The organism is Mycolicibacterium grossiae, assembly GCF_008329645.1.
Classification (GTDB): domain Bacteria; phylum Actinomycetota; class Actinomycetes; order Mycobacteriales; family Mycobacteriaceae; genus Mycobacterium; species Mycobacterium grossiae.
Genome location: NZ_CP043474.1, coordinates 5,377,911 through 5,391,573, shown reverse-complemented (window position 1 = coordinate 5,391,573; position 13,663 = coordinate 5,377,911). Strand labels below are relative to the sequence as shown.

9 protein-coding genes are annotated in these 13,663 nt (G+C 71.9%); 3 read left to right on the top strand and 6 right to left on the bottom strand.

All coding sequences use genetic code 11. The features are described from left to right. Positions 1-78 precede the first annotated feature (78 nt). A complete protein-coding gene (locus tag FZ046_RS25745; protein WP_176749551.1) occupies positions 79-2,298 on the top strand; it encodes an MFS transporter in 2,220 nt (739 codons plus the stop codon). Positions 2,299-2,302: 4 nt separating this feature from the next. Here the strand turns inward: FZ046_RS25745 and FZ046_RS25740 are convergent, their stop codons facing one another. The 3 genes from FZ046_RS25740 to FZ046_RS25730 form a co-directional block, all read right to left on the bottom strand. Then, the gene (locus tag FZ046_RS25740) at positions 2,303-3,661 is read right to left on the bottom strand and encodes an FAD-binding oxidoreductase (RefSeq protein ID WP_070352951.1); all 1,359 of its coding nucleotides are present in this window, start codon (positions 3,659-3,661) and stop codon (positions 2,303-2,305) included. Then, positions 3,658-7,095 (bottom strand): TM0106 family RecB-like putative nuclease, encoded by a 3,438-nt coding sequence (locus tag FZ046_RS25735; RefSeq protein ID WP_070352952.1) that lies wholly within the window; start codon positions 7,093-7,095, stop codon positions 3,658-3,660. The genes FZ046_RS25740 and FZ046_RS25735 overlap by 4 nt, the downstream gene beginning before the upstream one ends. Positions 7,096-7,217: 122 nt before the next feature. Continuing rightward, a complete protein-coding gene (locus tag FZ046_RS25730; RefSeq protein ID WP_407664488.1) occupies positions 7,218-7,784 on the bottom strand; it encodes an LppP/LprE family lipoprotein in 567 nt (188 codons plus the stop codon). A gap of 93 nt (positions 7,785-7,877) precedes the next feature. Between FZ046_RS25730 and FZ046_RS25725 the strand changes: the two genes are divergently transcribed. Together FZ046_RS25725 and FZ046_RS25720 are read left to right on the top strand one after the other, a co-directional pair. After that, positions 7,878-9,566, top strand: a complete 1,689-nt coding sequence (locus FZ046_RS25725; RefSeq protein WP_070352953.1) for a DEAD/DEAH box helicase — start codon at positions 7,878-7,880, stop codon at positions 9,564-9,566. Next, positions 9,563-10,732: an acyltransferase family protein gene (locus FZ046_RS25720; protein ID WP_070352954.1), complete on the top strand. Its 1,170-nt coding sequence runs from the start codon at positions 9,563-9,565 to the stop codon at positions 10,730-10,732. Before FZ046_RS25725 ends, FZ046_RS25720 begins: the two co-directional genes overlap by 4 nt. 41 nt (positions 10,733-10,773) lie before the next feature. Here the strand turns inward: FZ046_RS25720 and FZ046_RS25715 are convergent, their stop codons facing one another. The 3 genes from FZ046_RS25715 to FZ046_RS25705 all read right to left on the bottom strand — a co-directional run bounded on the left by FZ046_RS25715 (position 10,774) and on the right by FZ046_RS25705 (position 13,636). Next, positions 10,774-11,358, bottom strand: coding sequence for a TetR/AcrR family transcriptional regulator (locus FZ046_RS25715; protein WP_246183096.1), 585 nt, complete (start codon positions 11,356-11,358; stop codon positions 10,774-10,776). Further along, positions 11,355-12,593, bottom strand: a complete 1,239-nt coding sequence (locus FZ046_RS25710) for a cytochrome P450 (RefSeq protein ID WP_070352956.1) — start codon at positions 12,591-12,593, stop codon at positions 11,355-11,357. Before FZ046_RS25710 ends, FZ046_RS25715 begins: the two co-directional genes overlap by 4 nt. A 62-nt stretch (positions 12,594-12,655) precedes the next feature. Then, positions 12,656-13,636, bottom strand: coding sequence for an SDR family oxidoreductase (locus tag FZ046_RS25705; RefSeq protein ID WP_070352957.1), 981 nt, complete (start codon positions 13,634-13,636; stop codon positions 12,656-12,658). Between the last annotated feature and the right edge of the window lie 27 nt (positions 13,637-13,663).

The window sequence follows — 13,663 nt, the reverse complement described above, 5'->3', positions numbered from 1 at the left end:
CCCGACCGGGCCGGGCGCCGGTGGCTGCCCGCCGCCCGGGTGCGGTGACGGGGGACTTGGGATGACGGGGGCCTTCAGATGACGGGGGCCTTGAACACGCTCGCACGGTGGCGGGCGACCGACGCGCGCACCGCCGACCCGTGGCACGCGCTGTGGGCCATGATGGTCGGCTTCTTCATGATCCTGGTCGACGCGACCATCGTCGCGGTCGCCAATCCGTCGATCATGGACGCCCTCGGCGCCGACTACGACGCCGTCATCTGGGTCACCAGCGCCTACCTGCTGGCCTACGCCGTGCCGCTGCTGCTGGCCGGCCGGCTCGGCGACCGGTATGGGCCCAAGACGCTGTACCTGTCGGGCCTGGCGATCTTCACGGCGGCGTCGCTGTGGTGCGGGCTGGCGGGCAGCATCGAGATGCTGATCGCCGCGCGCGTCGTGCAGGGCGTCGGCGCCGCGCTGCTCACCCCGCAGACGCTGTCGGCCATCACCCGGCTGTTCCCCGCGCAGCGCCGCGGGGTGGCGCTGAGCATCTGGGGTGCCACCGCGGGCGTCGCCACGCTGGTCGGACCGCTCGCCGGCGGCGTGCTGGTGGGCGGCCTGGGCTGGCAGTGGATCTTCATCGTCAACGTTCCGGTCGGCGTGCTGGGGCTGCTGTTGGCGTGGTGGCTGGTGCCCGCGCTGCCCACCGAGGTCCGCGGCTTCGACGTCCTCGGCGTGCTGCTGTCCGGGCTCGGCATGTTCCTCATCGTGTTCGGCCTGCAGGAGGGCCAGTCGCACGACTGGGCGGTGTGGATCTGGGGCCTCATCGTCCTCGGCCTGGGATTCATGGCGGCCTTCGTCTACTGGCAGTCGGTGCATCCCGGAGAACCGCTGATCCCGCTGCGGATCTTCCGCGACCGCGACTTCAGCGTGTCGACGCTCGGCATCGCGGTGATCGGCTTCGCCGTGACGGCGATGATCCTGCCGGTGATGTTCTACGCCCAGGCGGTGTGCGGGCTGTCGCCCACGCGCGCGGCACTGCTCACCGCACCCATGGCGATCGCATCGGGCGGGTTGGCGCCGGTCGTCGGCAAGCTCGTCGACCGGTACCCGCCGACGCCCATCGTCGGCTTCGGCTTCTCGGCGCTGGCGATCGCGCTGACCTGGTTGTCGGTGGAGATGACGGCCACCACCCCCATCTGGCGTCTGGTGCTGCCGCTGACCCTGATGGGCATCGGCATGGCGTTCATCTGGTCGCCGCTCGCCGCGACCGCCACCCGACACCTGCCCGGTGACCTCGCCGGCGCCGGGTCCGGCGTCTACAACGCCACCCGCCAGGTGGGCGGCGTGCTGGGCAGCGCCGGGATGGCCGCGTTCATGACGGCGCGCCTCAGCGCCGAGATGCCCGGTGCCGGTGAGCGCCCGGCGGGCGGCGAGGGTTCGGTCACCCACCTGCCCGGTTTCCTGCATCCGCCGTTCGCGGCGGCGCTCTCGCAGTCGCTGCTGCTGCCGGCCTTCGTCGCGCTGCTCGGCGTGGTGGCGGCGGTGTTCCTGCGCGGGTCCGCCACGCCGGCCCGCCGCGCCGCCGCTCCGGCGCGCCGTGCCGAGGAGCCGGACTGGTTCCACGACGACGACGAGTACCTGGAGTACGAGGTCGACCACGGTGCCCACGACCATGGCGCGGGCGGTACCGAGCACCACCGCGGCGTGGGCAGGCGCGCGGCCACCGTGGTGGCCGAGCCCGCCGCCGACGACGGCGTGACCGAGCCGCTGCACGCGCACGTCGAGCACCCGCTGCCCGCCCCGGCCGACGAGTGGCACGGCGGACCCGTCGACAGCTGGGAGCACCTCGCGGTAGAGGACCGCCGCGACGCCGAGGCCGCCGACGGGCACGACGACCACCGGCCCGCTGCCGTCCCGCCGCCCGGGGCCGCCGAGGTCACCGACGTGCACCCGCGGATCGACGAGCAGCCCGCCGCACCCGCGTGGCGCAGCATCCTCGACGATCTGCTGGCCGCCGACGACGTCCCGTCGGTCCCGGCGCGAGAACCCGACCCCGCCGCGATCGGCCACGCGCACAACGGCTTTCACGTCGGCGGCTCTCACGTCAACGGCTCTGGTGTCAACGGCTTCCGTGTCGATGGCGCTGGTGTCGACGGCTTCCGCATCGGCGGCGGTGAGCACCGCGACGTCGGCGGCGAGCACCGCGACGTCCCGCCGCCCGCGCGCCGCGGCCGCCACAGCCGCGACGAGACCGCCCGCGACGACGGCGATGCCGGCACCTACGGCAAGCACTCCATGCCCTTCCGAGACGCCTGACGCGTCAGTCGAACAGCACCGCCGGGTTGAGGTAGCCCTCCGGGTCGAAGGCGGCCTTCACCGCGCGCATCGCGGCGACGTCCTCGGCCGAGCGCGACATGCCGAGGTACGCACGCTTGCGGCTGCCCACGCCGTGTTCGGAACTGACGTTGCCGTGATGGTCGGCGATCAGCGCCATCATCGCGGTGTACAGCGCGCGCTCGCCGTCACCGGATAGTGTGCAGCGCACCAGGTTCAGGTGCAGGTTGCCCTCGCCGACGTGGCCGAACAGCACCGGGATCGCGTCGGGCGCGTGCTCGGCGACCAACGCCGCGGCCGACGCCTCGAACGCGGCGATGCGCGACAACGGCAGCGACACGTCGAACTTCAACGGCGGACCGTAGACGCCCAGCACGTCGCCGACGGCTTCGCGGACCGCCCAGAGACGTTGCGCGGCAACGGCGTCGACGCCGACGGCGGGCTCGCCGACGAGATCCGCGTCGGCCAGCGCGGCGGCGAGGCGCTCGGTCTGGTCGGTGTCACCGGCCAGCTCGACGAGTAGCTGCCACGCACCGTCGACGGCCGGCGCGATGCCGAGATGCTCGGCGGTCAGCGTGCTCGCCCGGGCGTCGACCAGCTCGCACGCGGCGATCCCGTCGGCGTCGCGCAGCGCGCGGCCCACCGCCAGCAGGGCGGCGAGGTCGGCGAAACCCGCCACCGCCGTCACCCGGTGCGCCGGGGTGGGGTGCAGCCGGACGTCGACGGCGGTGATCACGCCGAGCGTTCCTTCCGCACCGACGAACAGCGAGATCAGGTCGTACCCGGTGTTGTCGCTGCGGACGTCGCTGTGCCGCCGCACGATCGACCCGTCGGGCAGCGCCACGTCGAGTCCGAGGACCTGCTCGGCCATGTCGCCGTACCGCACGGTGCGCAGACCGCCGGCGTTCGTGGACGCCAGGCCGCCGATGGTGGCGGTGTCGCGCGAGGCGAGATCGACGCCGAAGACCAGCCCGGCGTCGGCGGCCACCCGCTGCAGCGCCGCCGCGGTGACGCCTGCGCCGACGGTCACCCGGCGCTCGACGGCGTCGACGTCGCCGACGAAGGTGAGGCGTTCGGTGGAGAGCAGCACGTCGTCGTGCTCGGGCACCGTGCCGGCCACCAGCGACGTGCGCCCGCCCTGCACGGTCACCCGGGCGCCGCCGTCGCGGCAGGCCACCAGCACCGCGGCGACCTCGGCGTCGGACGCCGGGCGCACCAGCGCCGATGCCCGGCCCCGGTAGCGGCCGGTCCAGTCGACGCAGCGCCCGGCCAGCACGTCCGGGTCGACGCTGACGTGCCGCGCGCCGACGATGCCGGCGAGCCGGTCGACCAGCGCCGCGCTCATCCAGGGATGCCCGACGTCAGCGCCAGGAACGCGCCGAGATCGACCAGGCCGTGCGGCGTCGACGGGAGGTAGTCGGTGAGGGTGGCCGAACGCACGATCACGGCGGCGTACTTCGCCCGGCTGACCGCGACGTTGAGCCGGTTGCGGTTGAGCAGGAACGACACGCCGCGCGGGACGTCGTCGGCCGAGGACGCCGTCATCGACACGAACACGACCGGCGCCTGCCTGCCCTGGAACTTGTCGACCGTGCCGACCTCGACGTCGGCGAGGCCCGCGGCGTCCAGGGCCCGGCGAACCGTCAGCACCTGTGCGTTGTACGGCGTCACCACCAGGACGTCGCGCGCCTCGAGCGGCGCGGTGCCGCGCTCGTCGGTCCACGGGGTGCCGAGCAGCCGCGCGGTCGCATCGACGATCGCGGCGGCCTCCTCGGGACTCTGCGTGGAATTGCCGTCGTGCTCGACGGTCAGGACGCTGACCCCGGGTGCCACGCCCTCGAGCCGCCGGGCGGCGCTGACGTCCTCGTGCGACCGCAGCCGGCCGTCGTAGGACAGCCGCGACACCGGCCCGCACACCGCGGGGTGCATGCGGTAGGAGAGGTCCAGGAAGTACCCGCGCTCGGGCGGCAGCGTGTGGTGGCCGTCGACGAGCCAGCCGAGCGCGGAGTGGTCCACCGGTTCCGGATGCGTGCCCTGACTGACCTGCGGCAGCTGCTGCGGGTCGCCGAGCAGCAGCAGGTTGCGGGCTGCCGACGCGACGGCGACGGTGTTCGCCAGGCTGTACTGCCCGGCCTCCTCGATCACCAGCAGGTCGAGCGACCGGCGCGGGATCTTGGTGTCGCTGGCGAAATCCCAGCCGGTGCCGCCCACCACGCAGCCGGTGCCGTCAGCGGCGTGGTCGGCGATGAATCCGGCGAACTGCGGGTTGGTGATCTCGGTCCAGCCGCTACTCGTGGTGTTGAGCTTCTTGGCGACGCGCGCGCCGTCGACTCCGGCGCGCATCACGTCGCCGAACAGGTTCTCCACCACGGCGTGCGACTGAGCGACGACGCCGACACACCAGCCGTGCCGGTTGACCAGCCGGGCGATCACCCGTGCCGAGGTGAACGTCTTGCCGGTGCCCGGCGGGCCGTGCACCGCGAGGTAGGACCCGTCGAGGTCCAGCAGCGCGGCGGTGACGTCGTCGGCCACGTCGCCGGTGCGGGGGAGCCCGGCGCCGGAGACGGTGCGCGGCGGGTGACGCAGCAGGATGTCGGTCACCGCGTCGGGCGGCAGCGCGGGCAGTCCGGCCGCGACGGCCGACGCGGTCGCTTCGATGGACTGTTGCAGCGGCGTGCTCGGGATGGGAGGTCCCGGCGTCAGGGCGAACGGCAGCTGGTCGAAGACGTCGCCGTCCTTGGGCTGCTTCTCGACGATCACCACCTCGGTGGGCGCGTCGGGATCGTCGCAGCTCACCACGTCGACCAAGCCGAAACCCCGGCGGTCGGGATCGTCGGCGAGCCCGGCCGGCGCGGGCGGGTCGTAGAGCGCGTACATCTGCGCATCGAGTCCGCCGCTGGCCAGCTCGCCGGCCAGCCGCACGTGCCGCCGCGGCTTGCGCGCCCGTGGCGGCTGGTGCCAGTCGGCGACCACCTCGCCGCTCTCGGCGAGGAACACACAGCCATCGTGCGACCACTCCTCCACGGGGCTGTTCACCCGGTCGAAGTGTGCCCACCAGAACGGCTTGTCCTCGCGGCGGTGGTACCCGCGCGCGGCGGCGAGCATGGCGACCGCGGTCTGCTCGGGGGTGCGCTCCTCGGTGGGGTCACCGGCGAAGCGGCACAGGGCGCGGTCGACGTCGTCGGAGACGTCGACGCGGGGGACGGGGGCCTCGCCACCGACCGGCTGCGGGCCGCGCGGCGGCACCTCGGACTCGATGGCGCGCGCCATCAGCCAGTCCCGCAACCGGCGCGTCGAGCGGCAGTCGTAGCGGTTGTAGTCCTCGATCTCCTTGAGCACCACCTGCGCGTCGTCGAGGCGGCCCTCGTCGCGCAGCGCGGTGTACTTCGCGTACTGGGTGATCGAGTCGGCGGCCGTGGTGACCTCGCCGCTGCGCAGCTCGTTGCCCATGTACAGCGGCTCGAGGTACTTGATCGAGTAGCTCTCGGTGCCGACCCGGATGCTCTTGCGCACCAACGGGTAGAGGTCGACCAGCACGCCCGCGCGGAGCAGGTCGTCGACGTCGTCCTCGCCGACGCCGTACCGGCCGGCGAGCCGCAGCAGCGTCGACTTCTCGTAGGCCGCGTAGTGGTACACGTGCATGCCGGGGTAGCGCTTGCGCCGCTTGCGGACCATGGCCAGGAAGTCGGTGAGCGCTTGGCGTTCGCTGGCACGGTCGTGCGCCCAGTACGGGGTGAACTCGTCGTTCACCGTCAGGACGCCCCACAGGTACTCCAGTCCCCACTCGCGGCCGTCGACGGTCCACAGCGGGTCGCCCTCGAAGTCGAAGAACAGGTCACCGCGGTCGGCGTCGGGCAGCACCATGAGCGGCTGGGCGTCGACGACCTCGTAGGGCGGCTTGCCGTCGGTCCGGTCGGCCACCTGCAGGCGGGCCTGCGCCGTCAGCCCCGCCACGGTGCGCGCGGACAGTTCGGGAACCGGGCCGGCCCACTGGGCGAGCGCGTGCACCGTGGTGATGCCGGCGTCGAGCAGCCGGGCGCGCTGGCTCACCCGCATCCCGGCGACCAGCAGCAGGTCGTCGGTGGCACGCACGTTCTCCGTGCATTCCGGGCACCGGAAGCAGGCGCGCACCCCGGCATCGGCCCAGTCCACGGCGGTGCCGCCGGCGAGGTGCGCGTCGAGCAGGCGCTGCAGGGCGTCGCGGCGCGGCAGGTAGACGCTCAGCAGCTCGTCCACCCGGTAGGTGGACACCGCGCCGTCGCCGAGGACGAGGTCCACCTCGTCGGCCACCGGCACGCCGCTGCGGCGCAGCGCGTCGGCGTACGCGGCGAGCTGCAGCAGTGCCTCGACCTTCACCGAGCGGGCCAGCTTGGTGTCGCGCAGCCGGTAGCGCGGCCCGTCGGGACCGTCCTCGAGGATCAGGAAGTCGGCGAACCCGACGAACCGGCCGTCGAACATCGCCGCCTGGTAGATGGCAGGCGCGCGCCGTTCCACGGCGGCGCGGGTGGCCTCGGCGGCGGCCGTCAGCCCGGCGACGGTGTAGGCCGGTCTGCCGATCACCGCGACGTCGGCGTCGAGCGCGCGCACCTCGTCGAGGTGGCGTCGTTCGTGCTCCGCGCCCAGCGACGCGGTGCGGGCCAGCAGGTCGTCGTCCGCCGACACCGCCGGACCCCAGCCGAGCTTCGCGTCGAACGACCGCAGCAGCGCGTACTCGCAGCGTGCGGCCGCTGCGAGATCCGAGGCGCTGTAGACGACGCGACGGTCGTCGGTCAGGAACACGGTGGCCTCACGTGGGTCACTGTAGGCGGGCCCACCGACGTCCCTTCCGCCGAAATGACATTCCCTGCGTGCAAACGCGCGGCGTGAGCGCAGGGAATGTCATTTCGGCGCCAGAAGACGAGTCAGCCGGTGTTGCCGATCAACTCGACGCCGTTGCCGTTCCACCGGAACCGCACGACGCTCTTGAGCGCGCTGCCCTCGGCCGCGTACTGCAGCGCGACGGTGTCGCCGGTGGTGGCGGTCGCGTCGATGCCGTTGAAGCCGTAGGTGTCCGGGACCCCGGTGGGGATGAACTTGCCGAGATGGAACAGCACGGCCCGGGTGTTCGGGTTGGTGGCGTTGGTGTTGGCCTTGATGATCACCGCCGACAGCGGCGCGCACTCGCTGTAGTTGCCGGCGATCGGCTCCGGGCTCCACGGCTGGTTGCTGCGGGGGTCGCGCGGCAGGTCGGAGACGGCCCTGGCGATCTCCGGCGCGGCGAGGTTCACCGCGCACGGGTCGGCGGGCGGTGGCGTCGTCGTGGGGCCGGGAGCGATCGTCGGCTCGGGCGCCGGCGGGGCGCTCGGCGCGGGGGAGGCGGCCGGGACGGTGCCCTCCGGCGTCTTCGACACGGTCGAGTCGCCCGATCCACAGCCGGCGAGCACCAGGGTCAGTCCGAGTGCCGCGAAGACGCACGGCAGCCACGCGATGCACTTCACACCTGGGCACGGTACCCGGGTCCGCCCGGGTGCTGCCGCAGCGTGGCGGCTGGCGGCGGGAGAACACCGTAGACTGACACACCGATGACATCGCCCGAATCGGACGCCCCCGGCGCCGAGACCACCTTCGCCGACCTGCAGATTCGCCCCGAGGTACTGCAGGCGGTCACCGATGTCGGCTACGAGACCCCATCCGCGATCCAGGCCGCCACCATCCCGGCGATGCTGGAGGGTTCCGACGTCGTCGGTCTCGCCCAGACCGGCACCGGCAAGACCGCGGCCTTCGCCATCCCGATCCTGTCCAAGATCGACACCGACAGCCGCACCACCCAGGCCCTCGTGCTGGCCCCGACCCGCGAGCTGGCGCTGCAGGTCGCCGAGGCCTTCGGCCGCTACGGCGCGCACCTGCGGGTCAACGTGCTGCCGGTGTACGGCGGGTCGCCCTACGGCCCCCAGCTGGCCGGGCTGAAGCGCGGCGCGCAGGTGGTCGTCGGCACGCCCGGTCGCGTGATCGACCACCTGGAGAAGGGCAGCCTCGACCTCTCGCACCTGGACTACATGGTGCTCGACGAGGCCGACGAGATGCTGCAGATGGGCTTCGCCGAGGACGTCGAGCGCATCCTCGCCGAGACGCCCGAGTACAAGCAGGTCGCGCTGTTCTCGGCGACCATGCCGCCCGCGATCAAGAAGATCACCAGCAAGTACCTGCACGATCCGGTCGAGGTCACCGTCAAGGCGAAGACCCAGACTGCCGAGAACATCACGCAGCGCTACTACCAGGTGTCCTACCCGCGGAAGATGGACGCGCTCACCCGGCTGCTCGAGGTCGAGCAGGGCGACGCGATGATCGTGTTCGTCCGCACCAAGCAGGCCACCGAGGAGGTCGCCGAGAAGCTGCGGGCCCGCGGGTTCGCCGCGGCCGCCATCAACGGCGACATCGCCCAGGCCGCCCGCGAGCGCACCATCGCGCAGCTCAAGGACGGCTCGATCGACATCCTGGTCGCCACCGACGTCGCGGCCCGCGGTCTCGACGTCGAGCGGATCTCGCACGTCGTCAACTACGACATCCCGCACGACCCGGAGTCCTACGTGCACCGCATCGGGCGCACCGGCCGCGCCGGGCGTTCGGGCACCGCGCTGCTGTTCGTGACCCCGCGTGAGCGGCATCTGCTGAACTCCATCGAGCGCGTGACGCGCAAGAAGATCGTCGAGTCGCAGCTGCCGTCGGTAGACGACGTCAACGCCCAGCGCGTGCAGAAGTTCCGCGACGCGATCACCGAGGGCCTCAACGCACCCGGGATCGACCTGTTCCGCAAGCTGATCGAGGGTTACGAGCGCGACCACGACGTCCCGATGGCCGACATCGCCGCCGCGTTGGCGCTGCAGAGCCACGACGGCGGAGAGTTCCTGATGACGGAGCCGCCGCCGGAGAAGCGCCGCGAACGTCCCGAGCGCACCGGCCGCGACGACGACGGCCCGCCGCGCAAGCGCCGCGAGGTGCGCGACGACCTGGCCACCTACCGCATCTCGGTGGGCAAGCGGCACAAGGTGATGCCGGGCGCCATCGTCGGCGCCATCGCCAACGAGGGCGGGCTGCACCGCAGCGACTTCGGGCACATCTCGATCCGGCTGGACTACTCGCTGGTCGAGTTGCCGGCGAAGCTGAGCAAGCAGACGCTGAAGGCGTTGGAGCACACCAAGATCCAGGGCGTACCGATCAACCTGGCGCCCGACCGGGGGCCCAAGCCGCATCGAGGCAGAAAGCACGAGTGACGTCGCCCCAGCGCCGGGGCGACGCGGCCCCGGCGAGTTCGTCGACCGAGCCCGACGTGGGCGGCCTGGAGTCGGTGAGCACCGGCCGGGTGTCGTCGTTGACGGGCGTCCGCGCGCTCGCCGCGATCCTGGTGGTGCTCACCCACGCCGCGTACACCACCGGGCGCTACACCCACGGCTTCGAGGGTCTGGTCTACTCCCGCATGGAGATCGGAGTGCCGATCTTCTTCGTGCTCTCCGGGTTCCTGCTGTTCGGTCCGTGGGTGCGCGCGGCGGCGCAGGGCCGCGACGCGCCGTCGGTGCGGCGCTACGCCTGGCACCGGGTGCGGCGCATCATGCCCGCCTACGTCGTGACGGTGCTCGCGGCGTACGCGGTGTACCACTTCCGCACGGCCGGACCGAATCCCGGGCACACCTGGGAGGGGCTGTTCCGCAACCTCACGCTGACCCAGATCTACACCGACGACTACCTGTACTCCTATCTGCACCAGGGGCTGACGCAGATGTGGAGCCTCGCCGTGGAGGCCGCGTTCTACGTGGCGCTGCCCTTGCTGGCGTGGGTGCTGCTGGTGGGGCTGTGTCGGCGGCGGTGGCGGCCGGGCCTGCTGCTGGCGGGCCTCGCGGCGCTGGCCCTGGTGACCCCGGCGTGGCTGACGCTGGTGCACCTGACGTCGTTCCTGCCCGACGGCGCACGGCTGTGGTTGCCGACGTACCTGGCGTGGTTCATCGGCGGCATGCTGCTGGCGGTGTGGCGCGAGACCGGTGCCCGCGCCTACGCGGCGATCTGCATCCCGCTGGCGGTCGTCTGCTACGTCATCGCGTCGACGCCGATCGCCGGAGCGCCCACGACGTCGCCCGCCCAGCTCTACGAGGGACTGGCGAAGGCCGCGTTCTACGCCGTGATCGCGACGCTGGTGGTGGCGCCGCTGGCTCTGGGGGACCGGGGCCTGTACGGCCGGGCAATGGCCAGCCGGCCCATGGTGTTCCTCGGCGAGATCTCCTACGAGATCTTCCTGATCCACCTCGTCACCATGGAACTGGTGATGGTCGAGCTGCTGCGCTACCCGATCTACACCGGGTCGACGTGGTGGCTGTTCTTCTGGACCATGGTCGTGTCCGTGCCGCTGGCGTGGCTGCTGCACCGATTCACCCGGGTGCGCACCTGAGCGCCGGTTCTCCCCGCCGAGCCTGCTGTCAGATCGCGTTCTCAGCCGGAATCGCGTTCTGACAGCAGTGTCGGCGCGAGGACCGCGGGCAGCACGAACTGCTGCAGCATCGTGCGCTCGTCGTCGGCGTTGCGGCCGGGGAAGACCAGCAGCGACACCAGCACCCGCACCAGCCAGCGGGCGCGGCGGGCGACGTCGTCGAGATCCAGCGAGGCGAGGAAGGACTCGGTGAGCGCCCCGATGACCTCGGAGCGTTCGGCCATCTCGCCGCCGAGCGGACGCTGCGTGGCGACGAACCACGAGGACAGGGCGGGGCTTTCGCGCACGCTGCGCAGCGCAGTCGTCAGGCCGGCGAGCAACCGCTCGCTGCGGTCGCCGGTGCGCGGGATGCGCTCGGCCAGGTCGGCGAACACCCGGTGGGCTTCGCGGTGCACGTACGCCGCGTACAGCGCGTCGCGGTTCTCGAAGTAGCGGTACAGCGTCGCCCGGGAGCAGCCCGACGCGCGGGCGATGTCGTGCATCCCGACGTTCGCCGCCCCGCGCTCGGTGAACAGCGCCTCGGCGGCGTCGAGGATGGCCTCGGCGGCCACCTCGCCGCGCCGCTCGGCCAGCCAGTCGGCCATCAGCGCACCGTGATCGGCACCGACAGCGGCCGCCGCACGTAGCTCCCGCCGGACCAGACGATCGCGTCCTCGTCGACCGTGAAGTCCGGGATGCGGGCAAGCAGTTCGATCAGGGCGACGCGGGACTGCATGCGTGCCGCGGCGGCGCCGAGGCAGTGGTGCGCGCCGTGACTGAAGGTGAGGATGTTCCGCGGGCGGCGGGTGACGTCGAGTTCGCCTGCGTCGGAACCGAACTGGCGTTCGTCGCGGTTGCCCGAGCCGTACAGCAGCATGACGCGCCGCCCCGCGGGGACGTCGACGTCGCCGATCGTGACATCGCGTGTCGCGGTGCGGCCCAGCATCTGCACCGGCGAGGTCAGCCGCAGCAGTTCCTCCACGGCGTCGCCGATCAACGCGGGGTCGCCGGCCAGCAGCGCCCGCTGATCGGGTCGCTGGTGCAGCAGTTGCACCGCACCGCCGAGCATCCCGGTCGTGGTGTCGTTGCCGCCGGTGACCATGGTGAACGTGAACGCGAGGATCGACAGCAGCCCGGCGAGGTCGCCGTCGACGCCGATCCCGGCGGCGACGAGATGGGAAACCGTGTCGTCCTGCGGGTCGGTGCGGCGCTTCTCCACCAGCGCGGTGAAGTACGCCATCATCTCGCCGAGACCCTCGCCGAGCGTGTCGAGCGCCCCGCCGATCCCGCCCTCGGTCGTGTTCGCCGCGACGATCGCGTCGGTCCACCCGTCGAAGCGGTCCCGGTCGGCCTCCGGCACGCCGAGGTAGTGCGCGACGACCATCGACGGCAGCGGTTTGAACAGCTCGGTCACGACGTCGCCGCCGCCCGCGGCGCGCAGCCGCTCGAGGCGCTCGACGACGAACGCGCGGACCCGGGGTTCGACGGACTCGACCTGGCGCGGCGTGAACCCGCGCGACACCAGCTTGCGGAAGGCGGTGTGCGCCGGCGGGTCCTGCATCACCATCGGCGGGTTGTCGGCGAGCCCGATCAGGTCGAGTTCGCCGTAGTTCACCGTCAGTCCCTCGGCCGACGAGAACGTTCCGTGGTCGCGCGCGGCCGCCCAGATGTCGGCGTGGCGGGACAGGACGTAGTAGTCGTGGTCCGGCCGGTCGGCGGGGACGACGTGGTGCACCGGGTCGTGATCGCGCAGCGCCCGGTACATCGGCCAGGGGTCGGGCCAGGTTTCGGCCGTCGCGAGGGCGAACCGCACCGGCACCTCGTGAGACACATCTGCCGTCATGTCTCATGAGTACGACGTCGAGATCGCCGTGTCAAGGGTGCGTCGTGGCAGCGAAACGGTGCCTAGGCAGTGGCGACACCGCGTTCTGCCGCGGTACGGCGCGCGAACTGCTCGTAGTCGATGGCCGGCCGCGGCAACACCTTCGGCAGGTCAGCGAAATCGCCGGCGGGCAGCCCGTGCACGTCGTAGTACCTCATCATCCGCAGGTACGTGTCCTGGGCGTCGGCCGGCCAGCTCCGGAAACCACGGGCATTCGGTGCGGCTCGGAGCCCGCGAACGATGTGGGGGACGGACCGGAGCCTGGTCGACACCAGTGACTGCACGAGTGCGGGACCGAACGATCCCACGGCCGACAGTGGGTTCGTCAACGACTCCGGGGGCAGCCGAACGGCGGTCATCGGGTGGTCGAGCACTCGGCTCCAGATGCGCGCCATCTCGCGACGGGTGAGTTCGACGGTGGACAGGTCATAGGTCTGGCCGACGTGACCCTCGGGATGGGTCAAGACGTGGGCCGCCGCGGCAGCGATGTCCTCGACGTCGACCAGTCCCATCGGGCTGTCCGGTGAGGTCGGGTACGGGAGCAGCCCCGCACCGAAGAAGTCCCAGAACTCCAGGACGTTCTGCATGTAGTGCGAGGGGCGGAGGATCGTCACGGGCAGCCCGGAATCCCGCAACGCGCGCTCCGCCAACAGTTTCTGGCGGTGGTGGGGGAGTTCGGCGATGTCGGGATGAATCACCGAGTGGAACACGACGTGGTCCAGGTGCTCGGTTCGGGCTGCTGCGATCAATCGTTCGATCACCGGGAGTTCGTCGATGAGCTGGGTCGGAGCAGCGTGATAGATCCGACTCGCTTCGCGGAGTGCCGATTCGAGATCGCCGGGGCGGCGAAGGTCTCCGATCACGACGTCGGTCGCGCCGTCGGCCCGTGATCGTCGTGCTTGGTCCTCGTTCTTCACGAAGGCCCGCACCTGGTGGTGGTCGGCCGCCAGGCCGCGAACCAGCGGACGTCCGACACCGCCCGCTGCACTGGTCACCACGATCATGGTCTGCTCCTCTCGTAGGTCGTGAAC